This is a genomic window from Streptomyces africanus (genome assembly GCF_030816955.1).
Taxonomy (GTDB): domain Bacteria; phylum Actinomycetota; class Actinomycetes; order Streptomycetales; family Streptomycetaceae; genus Streptomyces; species Streptomyces africanus.
The window spans coordinates 3,011,798-3,031,061 of record NZ_JAUSYP010000001.1; the positions used below are offsets into that span (position 1 = coordinate 3,011,798).

The window sequence follows — 19,264 nt, forward strand, 5'->3', positions numbered from 1 at the left end:
CCCCTTGTCGCTCATGCGCCCGGCCCCCTCCGGTCGTCCTCCGGCACGCCCTGGTCCGGCACCCGCGGGCCGCCGAGCAGTTCCGCCGCGGCCTGCTGGTAGCGCAGCACGGCCTGTCCGGCGGCGCGCAGGTCGCAGGGGGCGCTCCACAGCATGCGGCGGGCCTTCTCGTACCGCTCCACCAGCAGCGTGTCCTCGGCGAAGCCGTGCCGGGCGACCTTCGCCTTGTACGCGTCGAGCCGGCCGCGCAGTTCGGCGCGGACCGCCAGGGGTGCGGTGACCGCGGTCAACGACTCGCGGGCGCGCAGCAGTTCGTCCTCCGCCTTCTGCTCCAGCGACTCCAGGAGCGGGGACAGGCGGTGCCACTGGGCCTGTCTGCGGTACTCCGCGGCCGCCGCCAGCTGTTCCTGCAACGCGGTCGGCGGTCCGCTGACGACCGGCACCTCCGTCGCCGCGATCTTCGCGAGGACCTCGCCGCGGGCGGTGCGCGCCTCGGCGAGCGTACGGTCCGCGCGGCTGAGGACGTCCCGCAGTCTGACGATCCGCTTCTCGGCGTCCTGCCGCACCGTCAGCACCGCGTCGATCTCCCGGCGTACGTCCTCCAGGGCGCGCGCCTCCCGGTCGTACACCGTCGTGTCCGGCCTGCCGCCGCCCGGAGCCGAACTGCCCTCCGCGGCCTGCCAGAACGCCAGCGGGTCCGACACGACCTGCTCGCGCAGTTTCGTGAGCGTGCGGGTGATGCGCTCCAGGTCGTCGCCCGCCGGGTGCTCGCCGGGGCGCACGCCGACCGAGTGCGCGAGCCGGCGGGTGCGCTGGAGCTCGGCCGCCAGCAGGTCGATCCGGGCCGGCAGCGCCGACCAGACCGCATCGGCCGCAACGACCATGTCCAGGCTCATCGCGTACAGCTCGTTCATCCGGTCGACGAGGGTGGCGAGCGAGTAGCGTTCGCTGAGTTTGTTCCCCGTGCCGTGCAGCGTCGGGGCGTTGGCCGTCGCCGTGGCGCTGCCCGCGACCGTGACCGACTCGCCGTTCAGCAGCTCCGTCAGCTCCACCAGGTCCTCGCGGCTGGACCAGCGGCGGCGGGAGCGGATCTCCCGGGCGGTGCGCAAGGCGTCCGTGTACGCGTCGAAGTACGTCCACAGCAGCGTGATCGACGCCTCCGTGGACGTCCAGCGCTCCCGGGTGACGCCGGTGAGTTCGGCGCCCTCCAGCAGTCTGCGGCCCGCATGGTCCTGGAGGGCGAGGAGCGAGGTCTCGATCGCCTCGTGCTCCGCGCCGAGCCGCGCCAGCGCACGGTCCACCTCGTCCCGGTCCATCACCGGCCCGGTGGATCCCGTGACGCCCATCGATCACCTCTCGCTGCGGTTGTGCCGGCCCGGGGGTCGGTGCGGTGGTCAGGTCGTGCGCAGGTACTGCGGTGCCGGTGGTTCCGACTTCTCCGAAACCTTGCCCAGTGTCGCCGACAGCCATTTGTCGTACGACGCCTGCCAGCCGGTCGCGGTGTCCTTGCGGTAGTCCACCAGGATCTGGTTGACCCGGCGTACCAGATCGTCGGCGTCCTTCTTCATCGCCACGCCGTAGTACTCGGCAGTGAAGGCGTCGCCCTTGAGCTCGACCGTCGGATCCTGTGCCGCCTGGCTCGCGGCGAGCGCGCCGTCGGTGACCACCGCGTCGGCCTCGCCGAGCTGGAGCCTGACCAGGCAGTCGAGTTGGTTCGGGACGGTCTCGGAGATGTCGGTGGTGGCGGGGAGTTTGCCGCTCTTCTTGTCCGCTGACAGCGTGGAGTACGCCGTGGAGCCCGTGGCCGTGCAGATCCTCTTGCCGGCGAGCGTGTCGTCGTAGCCCTTGATGGGCGAGGACTTGGGGGCCAGGACCTGCTGCCCCGTCTTGAAGTACGGCGCGGAGAAGGCGACGTCCTCGATGCGCTCGCAGTTGATCGTCATCGTGCGGACGACCATGTCCACGTCACCGTCCCGGATCGCCGGGATGCGCTGGTCGGTGGGGATCGCCTTGAACTGGACCGCGTTCCGGTCACCGAGTATGTCCTCGGCGATGCGGTGGACCAGGTCGATGTCGAAGCCCTCCAGCTCCGCGGACTTGCCGCTGTTGGGGTTGCGGTAGCCCCAGCGGTAGCTGTTCTGGTCGACGCCGACGATCAGCTTGCGCTTCCCGCCCTTGCGGTTCTTGATGTCCTGGATGGTGTCGCCGTCGGCGGAGGAGGGCGACAGGGTCTGCTTCTCGGGGGCCTCGCAGTCCTCGTCCGTCTTCTCCGCCTTGATCCGGGCCGACTGGGCAACGGCCTGGTCGTCCACGGTCCTTGGTCCGGACAGCGGGACGCACAGGGCGAAGACGGCCACCAGGGCGCAGACGACCGCCATCGCGGCCACCCCGCCCCAGCCCTTCAGACTGGCCCGCAGACGTCGTGCTCGCATGGTCGCGCCCCCTTTCACCCGTGTCCCGTTCATCGGTACTCCGACAGCCTGCGGCCGATGCCGAGCACCGCGCCCGCGGCGCCCAGCACCGCGAGGACGGCCGCGCCCGCCGACAGGCCCGTCAGGGCGTCCCGGCCGTCATCGGCCGCGCGCTTGAACTCGGTTTCCTCGTGCGCCAGTGCCGTGCGCAGGTTCTCGTCGACGCTGTCGAAGCACTCGCCGGTCGTCTTCCCCGTGCCGATGACCTTGTCCAGCGCCTGCTGGTAGTTGCCGTTCTCGTCCTGCCCGCGGGCCGCGGTGTGGCGCTTCTTCCACTCCGTCATGTTGCCCACGGCAGCGGTGACGGGCTGTTCGCCCGATGTGTCGTCGGCGAGCTCCTCGGCGTCCGCCAGGTACTTGCCGAGGGCGGCGATGTCCGTACGGAAGTCGTAGTCGTAGGCGTCGTAGGTGTCCTCGCCGACCTTCTTCGTCTCGGCGCCGCGGGCCACCAGGGTCAGGTTCTCGTTGCCCCGTGCCTTGAGGGAGGCGATACGGGCGTCGTGCAGCACGTTCAGGGAGCGGACGCCGTGGTCGTAGGAGTCGTTCAGGCCGGCGCGGGCGACGCTGTGGCCGACGACCAGCCAGAGGAGGACCACGGTCGCGGTGGCCGTGGCGGCGACCAGGCCGTGGTTCAGGACGCGGTTCGTGCGCTGGTAGTTGCGGTGCTGGGCCCAGGCGAGGGCGGCCAGGGCGAGGACGCCCAGGGCGATGGCGGCCCAGGGGTAGGGCGTGGCGTCCGCGTAGTCCGCGCGCAGGCGCTGGTTCTCCTTCTTGTACAGCTCCTCCGCTGCCGGGAGCATCTGCTCCTGCATCTTCTCGTTGGCGTAGCGGAGGTAGGCGCCGCCGACCGGGAAGCCCTGGCGGTTGTAGGTGCGGGCGCGTTCGACCAGGCCCTTGTACTCCGGGAGGAGTCTGTTGAGCTTGGCGATGGTCGCCGCGGACGGGGAGTCCGGGTCCGAGTTGGCGGCGGCGTTGACGAGCTTCTCCGCGGCCGTGCGGATGTCCTTCTCGTAGCGGTCGCGGGAGGCGGCCGTCTCCTGACCGCCGGCGAGGAAGCCGCTGGAGGCGGCGGTGTTGGCGTCCGCGAGGGAGCGGTAGATGTCGGCCGCGTCCGAGCTGAGGGGCTGACTGCTGGTGAGGACGTCGTCGGCCGCTGCCGCGCGGTCGGTCATCTGCCAGGCGGTGACGGCGCCGAAGGCGACGACGAGGAGGGCGAGGAGGGCGCCGATGATCCGGAGGCGGCCGGGCTCCGTGGTGGCGGCGGCGCGGAGCCGGTCCAGTCCCTCGGCGAAGGCGGTACGGCGGGGCTGGGGTTCCGTACGGGCGTGCGGAGCTTGGGCCGGTTGCGTCGGTTGAGCCTGGGCCGGTTGGGCCGGTACGGCCGGGAGGGTGGGCAGGCCCGGGTCTGTTGTCGGTGGTGTGCCGCTCGTCGGCAGGTGTGTCACTGTGACCTCCCCCATGGTCATCCGTCGCCGCAAGTATCCCTTCCGGCACTGACATCCGCACCGCCCTTGCCACGATCTTGATCTGATCGCAGCGCGAGGCACCACCCCTTGCCCGGAAACACGTCGGGGGGATCGGTTCGGTTCCCGCCGGACATGCACGCGGCTACTCCATGTAGCGACGAAACCCTTGCGCGACTGCTTTGAAGCCGCACGCTGCGTAGAAGTGGTGGACATACGCGTCGTCCGCCGCCAGCAACTGCACCTTGTAACAGCCAGCCGCCTTCCCCAGCCGCACGGCCGACTCCATCAGCCGACGCCCAAGGCCCCGCCGCTGGAAGCGGCCGGCCACCACCACGTTCTCCACGAACAGGATGGCCCGGCCACCACGGGTGAGATTCGGCATCACGATGCAGTCCGCCGTCCCGGCCACGACACCATCGGCCTCGGCGACCAGAACGGTCCGCCCCTGCTGCCCGGATATCGCCGCCCAGACGGCATCCGCGGCCGCCTGGGTCAACGGCGTATCGTCCGGGTTCAGTTCGCCGTAGAGGCCCAGCAGCGCTGCCAGATCCTCCTCCACTGCAGCCCGTACCGTGATCTTCATGGGTCGAGCGTAGAGCGAGGGCATCGGCGCACGTCAGAGTGGACACCGACCAAGACGGGGACTGAGCTCCGATGCGCCATGGCTGACTACGACAGATACGGCACCCGCACACACGCCGCCGAAGACCTGGTGCGGCTTGTTCGTGCCTGCCTGGGCGTGACCTTCACGGAGCGCGAGAGCGACTACCGGGGCGTGTACCACGTCGCCGACCTCGACGGCGTAAGGGTCGAGGTCCAGCCGAATGAGATCCCGGGAGACGGCGAAGTCGAACCGTACGACTTCGCGCACCCGGAATGCCACGTCCTCGTGCTGACGACCACGCCGCTCCCCGACCCCACCTTGCGGACTCGGTTGGAGTCCATCGAAGGCCTCGTGCACCTGGGGCACGAGTCAGTGTGAGAACCGGCGTCGGCGGGCCGGTCCGGCTCAGCCCCCCGTCGGAGTCTCCTTGCGGCGGAGCACGATCAGGGTCGTTCCGCCGATCAGGACCAGGGTGATGGCGATGCCGGCGATGAGGGGCGTGACGCCCGAGCTGCCGGTTTCGGCGAGGTTGGTGTCCGTCGCCGTGCCGCCCACCGAGGCCGGGCTCGGTTCGCTGAGAGTCTGCGTGGCCGTGCCCGTCCCGCTGCCCTGGACCTGGCAGTCCAGCATGCCGGTGAAGCGCTGGGTGAAGCCGCCCGGGCCGTGGATCGTGAAGTCGTACGCCTGGTCCTCCTGGAGCGGGACCGTCACCGTTCGGGACTCGCCCGCGGCGATGGTGTGCTCAAGGCCTGCCAGTTCGAAGGTGAACGGCTCGTCGCCCTTGTTGGACGCGATGATGTCCACGCCGCCCTCGGCGCAGTTCTTCGCCGCCGACAGGGCCGGGACCGCGCCCTTCTTCGCCCAGGTCGCCCCCGCCGTCGCCGACACCGTCGACTCGCTGGAACCGGCCAGGATCTGCGTCTGGCTCCGGCTCTCCGAGGCGAAGGCACGGCCGACCGGTACGGTCGTCGAGGCCTGCACGGTCAGTTCCGCCGTGCCGGCCGCCGCGTCCTCGGGCACCTCGAAGAAGACCTGCCCGCCGTCGGACGTGGACGTGACGGCCTTGCCCTGCTTGTCGACGATCCGGACCCCGCTCGTGGCGGCGTCCGCCGGCGGGCTCACCGTCACACTGCCGGCGTTGGTGTGCACCGTCACCGGGCCCAGCCGCTCCCCCGGCCGGCCGGACACCGCCGGCGGGTCGAGGGTGAGCGAGGCCCGGGGCTCGGGCTGGTTCCTGGCGTGCTTCTCCAGGTAGTCCGCGAGCTGCTCGGCCTGCGGGTCGAGGGCGTCGACCGCCACGTCGTCCGAGTACCGCCAGATCGCCACCTGCGTGCCGGCCGCCGCGTCCTGCTCGGTCAGCGCACCGCGGACGCCCGCCTTCCGTGCCAGCGCCGCGAGGTCGTTCACCTGCGGGTAGGAGTTCTGCAGGATCCAGCGGATCCGGCCGGCGTCCTTGTTGGCCCCCAGGGACGTGCCGCTCCAGGGCGTCTCGTGGTACTCGGCGTCCCGCTGCGTCGGGTTGTGCAGGTCGACGCAGTACGTCTGGAGCATGCCGCCGCCCTCGACGGACATCTCGAACAGGCCCGCCGACACCTGCTGGTCCCCGGTGGCGCCGTGTATCACCGCGGTGCCGTACGTCCTCAGCCCGCCTATCGTCGCGGTCGCTCCGCCCTGACTCCGCGTCGTCTCCTCGGCGGTCGCCTGACCGGCTCCGGCCAGCACACCCGCGGCCACGACCCCGGACACGAGCGTCGCGGCACCGAGGCGGGCAGCCCCTCGCCTGCGTACGAACACCGCAGAGAACGAAGCAAACACCAAATTCCCCTTCGAGCAGGACCCGTCGATGTGGGGGGTACGGTCCCACCAGCAGAATCACAGGCCCCATGGGCCGCAAGAGCCCCGAGAGCCATGCCCGGCATCCTAGGTAAGCGACGGACACCGCTCGCCGGTGAGACGGTCGGACGAGTGATCCGACTCGGAATCGTTATCGCCAAGACCCCTTGTGAGCAGGGCTTATCGACAAGTCCACCCCCGATTTTCCGGTGCGCACTCGCCGATAAGCCACAGTTCGGACAGGGCGGCGGGTGATTGACGTCACGTCAATACAGCGGGTTCGGGGGGCTGTTGAGCGGGAGCGCCGGTCGGTGCCGATGAATCCTCCTGCGGTGTCTCCCAGTTGGGCTCCGACTGCGTGGGTGCCGGGGCCGTTTCCGGCTTGCCTCCGCGGCGGAACGCCGAGGTGCCCCACGCCAGGTCGTGTCCGATCGCCACCGCGTCGATGTCCGCCGACGTCCAGCTCTGCCCCTCGCGCACGTCGGTCCGTACCTTCAGCCTGCCCTGGACGATCACGGGCTCGCCGACCGTCAGTGACGCCGCCGTGTTCGTGGCGAGCTGGCGGTTGGCCCACACCGTGAAGAAGTTGGTGTGCCCGTCCGTCCACATGTTCTTCTCGCGGTCCCAGTAGCGCGCGGTCACCGCCAGCCGGAACCTCGCCGACGGGCCGGACGCCATCTCCCGGTACACCGGCTGCGTCGCCACCCTGCCGACCGCGCAGACCATCGTCTCGTTCATCGCGAACCCCTCCCTCGCCCGGATTGCGACACCGGGCCGACATGCGTACGGGCCCGTCCCGTACGGCTGCGTCTGCCAGACTGCCGCCGCCGGGCCGAGCCCGCTGAGCGCTGTGGATCACCGCCCGCCTGTGGACATCGCCGTCACCCGGACGGGTGACGGCGAGCTGTGAGTGACGCCGAGGGACGTCCGCGGCCCGTCACAACCGCCCCGCCCCGGAGTCACCGTCCCGGGCCATGCGTCATCTCCGCGCCCCCACCACCCTCCCGTACTGCTCCCGAACCTCCCGGTACCGCAGCAGCTCCGCCGCCACCGGATCCAGCACACGGGCCCTCCCGCACCCGGCCGCCGCCTCTCGCAACCGGCGTTCCGCCTCCAGCCCGTAGCGGCGGGCCGGCCCTCTCGCCGCCATCCGGCAGCTCCACTCGATGAGCGGGCCGCCGACGATGCCGATCACCATCAGCAGCACCGGCACGCCCAGGTTCGGCGACATGACGCCGACGATCTGGCCCAGCAGCCACAGGCCGCCCAGGAACTGAAGGATCGTCATGGACGCCTGGGACAGCACGGCCACCGGCCACCACCCCGGCCGCGGCGGCCGCCCCGTCGGCACGCCCGCGCGCACGCTCAGCTCGTCCAGCGCCTCGGGCAGCCCCTTGGAGCCGCGGACGGCCGCCTCACGCACCGCCTGCGCCCAGGGCGCGGGCAGGCCCGCCGAGGCACGGTCGGCCACCGTCCGTACAGCCTGCTCGACCCGCTGCCGGGCGGTGGCCTCCTCGTCGGCCTGCGTGCGCGAGGGGAGCCGCCCCGTGGTGGGTTCGCCGCGGTCCTGGTACCAGCGCCACAACCGCAGCCAGGGCGTGCCGCAGGCACGGTTGGCGTTGCGCAGCCACGCGCGTTCGGCGGCCTCGCCCGCCGCCGTGGCGCCCACGGCGTCCGCGAGCCGGTCCGCGAACTCCTCCCGGGCCTGTTCGCTCAGCCCGGTCCGCCGCTGCGTGGCGTAGACGGGCCACAGCCGCGCCGCCGCGATGTCCACGTCGGCCGAGATACGGCGGGCCGGCGCCGTGCGCTCCGCGACGAACTGGCCGAGCGCCTCGCGCAGTTCACCGACGCCGTCCCCGGTGAGCGCGGACAGCGCGAGCACGGTCGTACCCGGTTCGCCGTGCTCCCCGAGGGCGATGCCGTCCTCGTCGAGGAGCCGCCGCAGATCGTCGAGGACCTGCTCGGCGGCCTCCCCGGGCAGCCGGTCGACCTGGTTGAGGACGACGAACATGACCTCCGCGTGGGTCGCCATCGGCCGCAGATAGCGCTCGTGGAGGACGGCGTCGGCGTACTTCTCCGGGTCGACGACCCAGATGACCGCGTCGACGAGCGCCAGGATGCGGTCCACGTGCTCGCGGTGCTGTACGGCCGCGGAGTCGTGGTCGGGCAGGTCGACGAGGACGAGTCCGTGCAGCTGGGACTCCCCGTCCCCGGTCGGCAGCGGACGCCGGCGCAGCCGGGGCGGGATGCCGAGCCGTTCGATGAGGCTCGCGGCCCCGTCGCTCCAGCTGCACGCGATGGGCGCGGCGGTGGTGGGGCGGCGTACACCCGTCTCCGAGATGGCCACTCCGGCGAGCGCGTTGAACAGCTGCGACTTGCCGCTGCCCGTGGCGCCCGCGATGGCGACGACGGTGTGCTGCCCGGAGAGCCTGCGCCGCGCGGACGCCTCGTCGAGCACCCGGCCCGCCTCCGCCAGCGTCCGGCTGTCGAGCCGGGTGCGGGAGAGTCCCACCAGTTCGCGCAGGGCCTCCAGCCGGGAGCGCAGCGGCCCGTCGTACACCAGCGGGGCCGCCGTCGGCGGGGCGGCGGGGCGGCTGTCCAGCACGGCGTAATGGTTCACGCCGGTGGTCTCGTCGACCCGCCGTGCGATGAGCCCGTCGTCCCAGGTGCCCTGGGGAGTTGCGGAGCCCGGGGAGCTTGCGGAGCCCGTGGAGCCCGTACGGGCGGAGGAGTCTCCGTCCGGCACGCGCGCGTGGGTGCCGTCCGTGCTCTCGCCCCCGGAGGCGTTCTCGGGGACCTTCGCCGACGTGTTCTCGGCAGCTGCCGCCTTGTCCGCGTCGCCCGGCTGGTCGGCACGCTCGGTGTGGTCCTGGTCAGTGACGGCGGTCACCGGTCACCTCTCCTTCTGCAGTACGGACAGAGCAGCGATGAGTTCGGCCTGGGGCTCCGGGTGGACGTCGAGGGCGTCGAGCGGGGCGAGCCGGCGCTCGCGTTCGACGTGCAGGACCCGGTCGACGTGCTCGGCGAGCAACCGTCCGGCCCGGTCGCGCAGGCGCAACGCCCCGTGGGCGCCGATCCTCTCGGCGAGCCCTTCCCCGGCCATCCGGCCCCTGCGGCCGCCCAGCAGGGAGGTGGCGACCAGGGCGGCGACCAGCTCGGGGTCGGGCGAGATGTTCCGGTCGAGCTCGCGCACCTCGTCCTCGGCGTACTCCTCGAGCTCCCGCCGCCACCGCCGTACGGCGAGACCGATCCGGTGCTCGGCGCTCTCCGCGGCGGGTTCGCGGTCGGCGAGCCCGGGTGCGGCCGCCGCGGGTTCGCGCCGCCAGGCGTCGTCGATGCGCTCGTCGGCGGCGGTGACGGCGCACAGCAGCAGCGCGCTCAGGCTCTCCACGAGCGCGTCGAGGAGTTCCCCGGCGGTGCAGTCCAGGGGGAAGGCGCGCCACCGCTTGAGGGCGTCTCCCGCGAGCACCGCCCCGGCCTGCAACCGGCCCCGCACGCGCGTGTGCTCGCTGTCGTACGCCCCGTCGACGGCGGCGGTGAGCCGCAGTGCGGCGGCGTACTGCGCGGCGGCGGCCCCGGCCAGCTCGGGCATCCTTTTTTTGAGTGAGTCGAGGACCCCGCGCGCGGTGCGGGCCATGACCTGCTGCCGGGCCGCCGGGTCCTGGGCCTGGTGGACCAGCCAGGCGCGCAGCTGAGCCACGGCGCTGGCCGGCAGGAGACCGCCGCCCCAGGCCGACTCGGGCAGTTCGGGCACGGTGAACCGCGGCACCTGCCCGAGTCCGGCCTTGGTGAGCAGGGCCGCGTACTGCCGCGACACCTCGGCGACCACCTGGTGGGGCACCCTGTCCAGGACGGTGACGAGGGTGACGTCGTACTCCTTGGCGGTGCGCAGCATGTGCCAGGGCACGGCGTCGGCGTAGCGGGCGGCCGTCGTGACCATGATCCAGACGTCGGCCGCGCAGATGAGCTCGGCGGCCAGGACGCGGTTGTCGGAGACCAGGGAGTCGATGTCGGGGGCGTCGAGGAGGGCGAGGCCGGGCGCCAGCGTTTCAGCGGTCTCGACCCGCAGCACGCGCGCGGGGTCCTCGCCCGGGAGCAGCAGATCCTCCGTGGCGTCCTGCTGGGGCACCCACACGCGTGTGAGATCGGGCAGCACCCGCATGCCGCTGAACCAGTGATGATCCTCTGGATGGCAGACCAGCACGGGCGTCCGTGTCGTCGGCCGCAGCACCCCGGCCTCGCTGACCCGCCGCCCCACGAGGGAGTTCACCAGCGTGGACTTCCCGGCTCCGGTGGAGCCTCCCACGACGGCCAGAAGTGGTGCTTCGGGGTCTCTCAGCCGGGGCACCAAGTAGTCGTCGAGCTGGGCGAGCAGTTCGTCGCGGCTGGCACGCGCGCGTGGGGCCCCCGCCAGGGGCAGCGGGAAGCGTGCGGCGGCGACACGGTCGCGCAGGGCGGAGAGTGCGTCGAGCAGCTGAGGCCGTACGTCCAAGGTCACCACATGTGAAGAATGCCCAATTTTAGGGGAATTCTGAAGCATATGAGCATGTCTGCGCGCCGATAGGACACAAGGGATGGAAGGGACTACTGGGACACGGGCCCACTCCAGGCATAACGAGTGCACAACACCCGATGCCTCTGGCGCCAAAAGCGGTGCACGATTCGTACCTGGCTGCGATTATCAGGACCGCTTCACCGAACCTCCACATCGAGCCACGGAGGCGAAGCAACAGGGACAAGGACGCGGGAGCCCTATCCTTGTCCCCGGCAACGTCACGGATCGGCCCACACCAGGGCACCACGACAGAGGCCACCACACCGGCCCCCGTAGCTCAGTGGATAGAGCAGGCGCCTTCTAAGCGCTTGGCCGCAGGTTCGAGTCCTGCCGGGGGCGCAAGTCTCCGCCCTCCCTTTGGGGAGGGCTTTTTGCTGGTCAGGGTTGGTGTGGGGCGACGTGGCGAAGCCCCGGACGTCCTCTTGATGTTCAAGGGCAGACACCGGCACCCCAGTACGCGGTGTTCCACACCTCCCGCGAGGCGGCTCGAGGACTCGGCCCGTCCCGTGCGGGCCTCGGGGTGTCAGCGAAGGGGACGACGGACACCGCGGCGCTCCGGTGGCAGGCGGAGGAGGCCGTCACGGACCTGTACGGCGACGACGCAAGGTCCCTCGTGGTCGCTCCGGGGCCGGGCGGGCGGACGCGGAGTTCCGGGACATGCCGTCCCCGGCGTCGGTGCTCTCCTCCCTCGTCGGGACGTTCGGGGACTGTCGCTGTTTCTGGCGAGTTCTGCCGTCTCCGGCAAGCCGGCGCTCGCGGTCGCTTGATGGCTGGACGGAGATCGGCCCGCTGCGGGTCGTCGCGGCCTCGAAGGGGCAGATCCGCCGGATGATCGCGATGGAGTCCCAACGGTGACGGTGGCTGCTGTGCTCCGGCGTACCGGGCGGGATCGGGCGCGGTGATGCTCCTGCACCAGATGCTGGTGAGCGCTAAGGTGCTGCCGCCGTCGTTCGTCCTGTCCGTGGGGCCGGTCGCGCCCTGGGCGACTGTCGTACTGGCCACGGTCGTGGCGCAGCTCGCAGCGTTTGCCGCCACACGCCGCGAGTTGCGCATCGCGGGCATGTTCACGGCCATCACCGTCGTCAATACCCTGAGCATGGCGACGGCAGGCCGCCGACTGGAGTTCGCCCTGCTGCGGCTGGCCTGGCGCGCAGTCGGCCCGGGTGCCGCCGGATGCTGGCCTGGGTAGCCGGGCTCACCTGCGCGGTCGCGTTGCTGCCGGCCGCTCTGGTCCGCGCGCCGGTGCGGGAGCCGCTCAGCATCGTGGTCACCGGTGCCGCCGTGCCGGCCTTGGCCGTCGGGCCGCTGGCCGTGCCGGCCGCCGGGGCGCCCCTGGTGGCCGTCGCGACGGTCACACTCGTCCGCCGTTTGGCCATACGCAGCGTCGCGGTCAGCCCGGGGCCTGGCGCGGGGCCGTCTCCTGACGACCCCGACGCGTCCCGCGGTCTCGCTCCCCCCGGCTTCCCGCTGCCCCGCTCAGGCCCGATCATGGTCCGGGAACCCATCGTGGGCCGAGGAAGGGGTGTGACGTGCGGCTGCGCTGTGCTGTGCTGGACGACTTTCAGAGGGTGGCGACCGAGGTCGCCGACTGGTCGCCGATCGCGGACGACGTGGAGGTCGTCTCCTTCGACATCCACCTGGACAGCGAGGAGGCCCTGGCCGCGGCCCTGGCCGACTTCGACATCGTGGTGACGTTGCGCGAGCGCGTGCCCTTCCCCGGGTCGCTGCTCGCCCGTCTGCCCCGGCTGAAACTGCTCGTAGCCTCCGGTATGCGCAACTCGGTCATCGACTACGCGGCCGCCGAGGCGCACGGCGTCACGGTGTGCGGCACGGCCAGCTCCTCCACCCCGCCCGTGGAGCTGACCTGGGCGCTGCTGCTCGGCCTCGCCCGCGGCATCGTCGAGGAGAGCAACGCGCTGCGCGGCGGCGGCCCCTGGCAGAGCACCGTCGGTGCCGACCTGCACGGCCGGCGCCTCGGGCTCCTGGGCCTGGGGAAGACCGGCAGCCGCGTGGCCCGGGTCGGCCTCGCCTTCGGCATGCACGTCAGCGCATGGAGTCAGAACCTCACCGAGGAGCGCGCCGACGAGATCGGCGTCGAACTCGCCCCCCGGGAGGAGCTCCTCGCGAGCAGCGACTTCGTCTCGATCCATCTCGCGCTGAGCGACCGCACCCGCGGACTGCTCGGCCCCGCCGAACTCGCCCTCCTGAAGCCGACCGCGTACCTGGTCAATACCTCGCGCGCGGCCATCGTCGACCAGGAAGCCCTCCTCGCCGCCCTGCACGAGGGCCGGATCGCCGGCGCGGGAGTCGACGTCTTCGACATCGAGCCCCTGCCCGCCGACCACCCGATGCGCACCGCCCCCCGCCTCCTCGCCACCCCTCACCTGGGCTACGTCTCGCACGCCAACTACACGACGTACTACGGCCAGGCGGTCGAGAACATCCGCGCCTTCCTCGCGGGCGCACCCGTGCGACAGCTGCCTTGACGCCCCCGGGCTGAGACACCAAGAGGCCGTGACCCATGTCGGGTCCCGGCCGTTCTCCGCTGTGCGGGGCCCCTCGATTACGTCAACCTCACACCCGTTTCAGCCATGACGGGGAACCAACCAGATACTCGTCGAGGACCTCGCAGGCGCGGGCGGTGCCGTTCTCGGCTTCCAGAGCCCGGCCCAGCCGACGCGCGGCCTCGGCAAAGGGAGGGTGCCGGGTGAGCTCGTGCAGGCTGTGGGCGAGGGCGGAAACGGTGAGCTCACGAGCCGGCAACGGTGCGGGTCCCGCGCCGAGTTCACGTACCCGCGCGGCCCAGTAGGGCTGGTCGCCGAAGAACGGACAGACCAGTGAGGGTCTTCCGGCCCGCAGTGCGGAGGCAGTCGTGCCCGCTCCTCCGTGGTGGACGACGGCGGCCATCCTGGGGAACAGCCAGTCGTGGGGGGTGTCGCCGACCACGAGGATGTCGTCTTCGCTGGTAGCGGGATCGCCGCTCAGCACTCCGCGTAGTTTCTCCCGTCGCAGCGCCGTCCGTACGAAGGTGTCGGTCGCTTCCGGATCGCGGGTCTTCATGCTGCCGAATCCGACGTAGACGGGTGGCGGCCCGTCAGCCAGGAAGTCGAGCAGGCGCCGCGGGGGTTCCCACGTCGGCTGGTCGTGGTGCCAGAAGCCGGTCACGTGGACGTTCGGTTTCCAGTCGGACGGCCGCGGTACCACGGTGGGGCTGAACGCGCACAGCACGGGCGCGCGGCGGACATGCCGGAAAGGGGCCGACAGCGACAGCTCCGACAGGCCCAGGCTCTCCCGGCGCCACGTGTTGACGAAGCTCCGGCACAGCATCCAGGACCCGAGGTCGACCGCGCCGAAGCTGAGCCGGTTTCCCAGGGCTCCCAGCATCCCGGCGGTCGGCGCGAGGGGGTGCGGAAAGGCTTTGGTGGGCTGGCTCGGCTGGAAGTGGATGACGGCGTGCGGAACGCGGAGGTACTGGCTCAGATGGACACCGAGAAAACCGAGGGTGGGCGCCAGAACCAGGTCGGCGCCCTTCGCTCCGGCCCGGGTCTCCTCCAGCATCGGCATGATGTGGGGTCGCAGGACTCGGTCCATCCGGCGGACGAACGCCGCCGGATTGCGTGGGCCTTCGAGGAGTTCCTGTCCCTCGACGGACTCGATGATCTGCACGGGGTCGGCCGGAAGGGGGTGGAAATCCAGCCCCTCCTCGGCGATCAGATGCTCGTAGCGCCGGCTGGCCAGGACTCTCACCGTGTCGCCCCGCCGGGCCAGTGCTCGGCCCAGTGCCAGGCAGGGCTGGACGTCGCCTCGGGATCCCGCGGCGAAGATCACCACTGTTCTTCCCACGCCGTTCCTCTCTCCAGGTGTGCCGGTGCCCGCCGGGCCGTTACCCGAGTGGCAGACCATAGACATATCAGGCGGAGCATTCCTGGACTCATCGGGCGAAGATGAGGAAAAGACCCCTTCTGGCGGGACGGGAAACTGATGCCAAGGAACATGGCCCATCTCACCGCGGCAGCGCTCGGCGCGGGATTCGCCCTCAACGCGGTACGGCTCAATCGCCGACTGTCCGGGCTGGGCGTCCTTGAACCCTCCGCGGATCCGCCCTCGCCGGACTTCCGGTTCGTGCTGGCCTCCGGGGTGCGGCTGGACGACGCGACCCGCCGCGCCGCCAGCGCCTTCGCCTCTCGGGAGGGGCTGAAGGTACTCGACCTGCTGCCGGGTGATCTGCCGACGGTCGAGCTGCTCGACTTCGCCCGCTTGGTGAACACCCGCTCCTTCCGGCGCGACAGGCTGGCCTTCGGACGAAGCGCCCAGCATGCCGTCGTCGTGGAGGCGGCCGTCCTGGAGCGCCTCGGCACGCCACTGCCCGCCGGCACGGACCTCGCGGGGCTCTCGGCCGCGGAGCTCACCGATCTGCTCGGGCAGCTGAAGAAGTCTGCGCCGACCACGACCGGATTCGCGCTCGCGCCCGGGCTTCGCAGTGTCCGCCGCACCGCCCGGGAACGCGTCGCCGCCCGGCCGGGCAACACCTTCGTTCCTCCGTCGGCCGCCCTGGCGGCACGCCTGGCCGCCGGTGCCCTCACCGTCGCCTGCCTCGCGATGGCCCCGGCCTGGGGAGCGGCTGCCCTGGCCGGCTACGCACTGCAGCCGACGCTGGTGCGCGGTCGCCGGTTCGCTCCCCCCGACCGGCACCGCGCCACCTGGCTCAGACCCGTACTGGGCCCGGGCGACTGGCTGAGTACCGCGCGCGCAGCGCACGCTCTGCGTGGTCCGGCCGACCCGCACGCCGGCCTCCGCGCGGAATACCAGGCCGAGCTCGCCCGGGGCGTCGAGCAGTTCTTCGAGCCACGCCGCGGCTCCTGCCCGTGGTGCGGGTCGTCCGACCTGAGACACCGCGTGACGGCACGGGACATGTACCAGGGAAAACCGGGCCGGTTCACTCTGGAGGAGTGCGGAGACTGCGGCCACATCTTCCAGAATCCGCGGCTGAGCCTGGCCGGCCTCGACTTCTACTACCGCGACTGCTACGACGGCATCGGCGAACGGCAGATGGAAAAGGTGTTCGTCCTCCAGGGATCTGCCTACCGCGATCGCGCCCGCCTCCTGCACCCGCACACCGTGCCCCGGACCTGGCTGGACGTGGGGGCCGGTCACGGTCACTTCTGCCTCGTCGCACAGGACGTCTGGCCGCAGACCGTCTTTCACGGCCTGGACCGCAGCGACGCCGTGGAGCAGGCCGAGAAGTACGGCTGGGTACACCGCGGTCACCGGGGCGACTTCCCCGGACTGGCCGAGTCCCTGGGAGCCGCCTACGACGTGGTGAGCATGTTCCACTACCTGGAGCACACCCTGGATCCACGAGCCGAGCTGGAGGCGGCACGGGGCGTCCTCAAGCCGGGCGGTCACCTGGTGATCGAGGTCCCCGACCCGCAGAGCTCGCTCAGCCAGCTGCTGGGCCGCCACTGGATTCCCTGGATGCAGCCGCAGCACGTGCACCTGATGCCCTTCGCCAATCTCAGACAGGCGTTGCTGGAGCGCGGCTTCACCACGGTGGTGGAGCAACGCGTCACCGGGCGGCCGGGCGGGGACTTCTGCGGCGCCGTCGTGGAGCGCTTCCGCTCCTGGACGCCGAGCCCCCGTCATCCGTGGTCCCGAACGCCCCCGACCCGCACCCGCGCCCTGGCCCACGCGGTCATCTGGACGTCCTCCGTCCCGCTGATCGTCGCGGCGGCCGCGGCCGACCTCGCGATCGCCCCGTTCCTGGGGGCGCTGCGGGGCGGACAGGCCTACCGGATCCTCGCCCGCAAGGAAGCTTGACGCCCGTCCCGGGAACCGGAAGCCGGCAGCCCGAGTGAGCGCATCACCGTGGGCCAGATGCGGTGGAGTTCTTGCCGCCAGTACGGCCAGGAATGCGTCCCTGGCTCATACTGATGCGTCGTGACACGGACTCCTTCCGCGCGCAGTGCGGAGGCGAACTTCCTGATCTGCTCCGGAAGCGCCGCCTCGCCCAGCATGCTCACCAGAATGACGTAGGGGTCGCGCCCCATGTCCATCGGTCCGGGCATGCTGTTGCCGACGGACAGATGGACGTGCGTTCCGCGGAAGGACCGCGGCATGGCGGCGGGGTTGTGGAACTGCCAGACGTCGGCGTTCTCCACCGGGTCGCCCCACACCTGCTTGATGTCGACGCCGACCGCCTGCGAGCTGAGTCCGATGACCATGCGCACAATCGGGTCGTTGAGGTCCACGTAGGAACTCATCGCCGCCGCGTACCGAAACAGTCCCGGATGGTGTGCCGCGTAGTTGAGCGCTCCGAAACCGCCCATGGACAGTCCCACGACGGCGCGCGACGGGCCGGCTCGGTACTCCTTCTCCATGAGCCGCACGAGTTCGGCCGTGTGAAAGGTTTCCCAGCGGGCCGGGCCGGCGAACCAGTCGCTGTAGTAACCGTCCAAGCCCGCGTCGGGCATGACGATGAGCACATCGGAGTGCTGCGACAGCTCTTCCACGTCTGTCTCACGCGTCCAGCCCGTGTAGTCGTCGGCGCCGCCGTGGAGCATGTAGAGAACGGGAAAGGTGGCTTCCGGCCGCTTGCTCCAGCTCGCCGGAAGAATGACACGGACCGGGATGGACCTTCCCATGGCCGGGGAACTCACCGTGAGATCGCGCGTTCGGTCGTCGATCGTTTTCACGGCAATGACACGAGCCTCCGCACCGTGAGGCCCGGGTACGTCTTCCGGGCTCTGTTCAGCCGCATGCGCCTCGGTCGAGACGAGAGCGGCGACGAGCCCCAGACACACCACATTCAGTCTCAGATACTTCTGAAAATATGCCCACACGGCTCGGAGCATGACGAAACACACCGTCCGCCACCGGCAGACACTCCGCTCGAAGCGGGGCAGTCGCCCGTACGGCAGAGCAGCGATTGCGGGGCATCGGATCAGCGGTTCTCTTGGGAACAGTCGTGAGACCTGAGCAGATTGGAGCCGACATGACATCGTCCCTGTCCGAGGCGGTCATCGCTGGTGCGGACGCGGCGGCCCTCGAGTCCCTCCCTCTCCCGGACCACTTCCCGGCGGCCTGTGTGCGCGCCCCCGACGTCAACATGTTCGAGGGCGTCGAGGACAAGGACGTACGCAAGTCCCTCAGCGTGGGGGACGTTCCCATGCCGGAACTCGCTCCGGACGAGGCTCTGATCGCCGTGATGGCGAGTGCGATCAACTACAACACGGTCTGGACGGCCATGTTCGAGCCGTTGCCCACCTTCCAGTTCCTCAAGGAGATGGGGAAGGCCGGAGGATGGGAGGCGCGGCATGATCTTCCGTACCACATCGTGGGCTCCGACGCTTCGGGCGTCATCGTCCGTACGGGATCGTCCGTGCGCAGGTGGAAGATCGGTGATCACGTTTCCATCTCGCCGGCCTATGTCGACGAGCAGGATCCCGACACGCATCGCGACGGAATGCTGGGGCAGGGGCAGAAGGCGTGGGGGTTCGAGACGAACTTCGGCGGTCTGGCCCACTACGCCGTCGTCCGGGCTAGCCAGTTGATGCCGAAGCCCCCTGCTCTGACCTGGGAGGAAGCGGCTGTCAACCCGCTGTGTGCCAGTACGGCCTACCGCATGCTGGTCAGCGACCGCGGTGCGCGGATGAAGCAGGGCGACATCGTGCTGATCTGGGGTGCGACCGGTGGGCTCGGGTCCTACGCCGTCCAACTGGTGCGGGGTGGAGGCGGTATCCCGGTCGGCGTGGTGAACTCCGACGAGAAGGCCAGTCTGCTCCGGTCACTGGGATGCGACGCGGTCATCAACCGCCAGGAGATCCTGGGCGGGGACGACACACTCCTGCGGCGTCCCGAGGGCTGGAAGAAGATGGGGAGGGCGATCCGCGAGGCGGTCGGTGAGGACCCGCACATCGTGTTCGAGCACGTCGGCAGGGAAACCTTCGCGGCGTCCGTGTTCCTGGCCAGGCGCGGCGGCACGGTCGTCACCTGCGGATCCAGCACCGGCTACGAGCACACCTATGACAACCGTTATCTGTGGATGCGGCTGAAGCGGATCATCGGCAGCCACGGCGCGAACCTTCACGAGCAGTGTGAGGTCAACCGGCTCATCACCATGGGCAGCGTGGTTCCCGCCCTGTCGACGACGTATCCGCTGGCGGAGGTGGGTGCGGCCACACGGGCTGTCCAGACCAATCAGCACATCGGCAAGGTCGGTGTGCTGTGTCTGGCTCCCCGCCCTGACCTCGGCGTCACCGACCCGGAGGCCCGTGCCCGGATGGGTGAGGAGCGGTTGCGCCTGTTCCGCCGGTGAACCCCACGGAACAGGCGTCGC

The 19,264-nt window shown here is 70.8% G+C and carries 15 protein-coding genes and 1 tRNA gene; 6 read left to right on the forward strand and 10 right to left on the reverse strand.

Translation table 11 applies throughout. From position 1 onward, the window contains the following. Window positions 1-11: 11 nt before the first annotated feature. From QF034_RS13900 to QF034_RS13915, 4 genes are all read right to left on the reverse strand, one after another. Window positions 12-1,346: a hypothetical protein gene (locus QF034_RS13900; protein ID WP_307175247.1), complete on the reverse strand. Its 1,335-nt coding sequence runs from the start codon at window positions 1,344-1,346 to the stop codon at window positions 12-14. A 48-nt stretch (window positions 1,347-1,394) separates the two neighbouring features. Then, a complete protein-coding gene (locus QF034_RS13905; protein WP_307175248.1) occupies window positions 1,395-2,432 on the reverse strand; it encodes a glutamate ABC transporter substrate-binding protein in 1,038 nt (345 codons plus the stop codon). A gap of 29 nt (window positions 2,433-2,461) precedes the next feature. Then, window positions 2,462-3,916, reverse strand: a complete 1,455-nt coding sequence (locus QF034_RS13910; RefSeq protein ID WP_307175249.1) for a GlnX family signal transduction membrane protein — start codon at window positions 3,914-3,916, stop codon at window positions 2,462-2,464. 163 nt (window positions 3,917-4,079) lie between these two features. Further along, window positions 4,080-4,520 (reverse strand): GNAT family N-acetyltransferase, encoded by a 441-nt coding sequence (locus tag QF034_RS13915; RefSeq protein WP_307175250.1) that lies wholly within the window; start codon window positions 4,518-4,520, stop codon window positions 4,080-4,082. Window positions 4,521-4,598: 78 nt separating this feature from the next. On the opposite strand from QF034_RS13915, the gene QF034_RS13920 reads away from it, so the two are divergent. After that, on the forward strand, window positions 4,599-4,919 hold the full coding sequence (locus QF034_RS13920; RefSeq protein ID WP_307175251.1) for a hypothetical protein: 321 nt from the start codon (window positions 4,599-4,601) through the stop codon (window positions 4,917-4,919). A gap of 27 nt (window positions 4,920-4,946) precedes the next feature. On the opposite strand, the gene QF034_RS13925 is transcribed toward QF034_RS13920, so the two are convergent. The 4 genes from QF034_RS13925 to QF034_RS13940 form a co-directional block, all read right to left on the reverse strand. Continuing rightward, window positions 4,947-6,356 (reverse strand): Cys-Gln thioester bond-forming surface protein, encoded by a 1,410-nt coding sequence (locus QF034_RS13925; RefSeq protein WP_307175252.1) that lies wholly within the window; start codon window positions 6,354-6,356, stop codon window positions 4,947-4,949. 279 nt (window positions 6,357-6,635) lie between these two features. After that, a complete protein-coding gene (locus tag QF034_RS13930) occupies window positions 6,636-7,112 on the reverse strand; it encodes a single-stranded DNA-binding protein (RefSeq protein ID WP_307175253.1) in 477 nt (158 codons plus the stop codon). Window positions 7,113-7,353: 241 nt separating this feature from the next. Further along, window positions 7,354-9,264 carry a YfjP family GTPase gene (locus tag QF034_RS13935; RefSeq protein WP_307175254.1) on the reverse strand — a complete coding sequence of 637 codons (1,911 nt, stop codon included), beginning with the start codon at window positions 9,262-9,264 and terminating at the stop codon, window positions 7,354-7,356. Window positions 9,265-9,267: 3 nt separating this feature from the next. Then, the gene (locus QF034_RS13940) at window positions 9,268-10,875 is read right to left on the reverse strand and encodes a dynamin family protein (protein WP_307175255.1); all 1,608 of its coding nucleotides are present in this window, start codon (window positions 10,873-10,875) and stop codon (window positions 9,268-9,270) included. A gap of 320 nt (window positions 10,876-11,195) precedes the next feature. Between QF034_RS13940 and QF034_RS13945 the strand changes: the two genes are divergently transcribed. The 3 genes from QF034_RS13945 (at window position 11,196) to QF034_RS13955 (ending at window position 13,415) form a co-directional block, all read left to right on the forward strand. Continuing rightward, window positions 11,196-11,268, forward strand: a tRNA-Arg gene (locus tag QF034_RS13945). Between the two features lie 577 nt (window positions 11,269-11,845). Further along, window positions 11,846-12,118: a hypothetical protein gene (locus tag QF034_RS13950; protein WP_307175257.1), complete on the forward strand. Its 273-nt coding sequence runs from the start codon at window positions 11,846-11,848 to the stop codon at window positions 12,116-12,118. 340 nt (window positions 12,119-12,458) lie between these two features. Continuing rightward, complete coding sequence (locus tag QF034_RS13955) at window positions 12,459-13,415, forward strand: D-2-hydroxyacid dehydrogenase family protein (RefSeq protein ID WP_307175258.1); 957 nt, start codon at window positions 12,459-12,461, stop codon at window positions 13,413-13,415. An 88-nt stretch (window positions 13,416-13,503) separates the two neighbouring features. Here the strand turns inward: QF034_RS13955 and QF034_RS13960 are convergent, their stop codons facing one another. After that, window positions 13,504-14,772, reverse strand: coding sequence for a glycosyltransferase (locus QF034_RS13960; protein ID WP_307175260.1), 1,269 nt, complete (start codon window positions 14,770-14,772; stop codon window positions 13,504-13,506). A gap of 150 nt (window positions 14,773-14,922) precedes the next feature. Here QF034_RS13960 and QF034_RS13965 point away from each other — a divergent pair, with 150 nt between their 5' ends. Next, on the forward strand, window positions 14,923-16,746 hold the full coding sequence (locus QF034_RS13965; protein ID WP_307175261.1) for a class I SAM-dependent methyltransferase: 1,824 nt from the start codon (window positions 14,923-14,925) through the stop codon (window positions 16,744-16,746). Here QF034_RS13965 and QF034_RS13970 read toward each other — a convergent pair. Then, the gene (locus tag QF034_RS13970; protein WP_307175262.1) at window positions 16,716-17,780 is read right to left on the reverse strand and encodes an alpha/beta hydrolase; all 1,065 of its coding nucleotides are present in this window, start codon (window positions 17,778-17,780) and stop codon (window positions 16,716-16,718) included. The genes QF034_RS13965 and QF034_RS13970 overlap by 31 nt on opposite strands. Window positions 17,781-17,920: 140 nt before the next feature. Between QF034_RS13970 and ccrA the strand changes: the two genes are divergently transcribed. After that, window positions 17,921-19,243 carry a crotonyl-CoA carboxylase/reductase gene (ccrA, locus tag QF034_RS13975; RefSeq protein WP_307175263.1) on the forward strand — a complete coding sequence of 441 codons (1,323 nt, stop codon included), beginning with the start codon at window positions 17,921-17,923 and terminating at the stop codon, window positions 19,241-19,243. The last annotated feature ends 21 nt before the right edge of the window (window positions 19,244-19,264 follow it).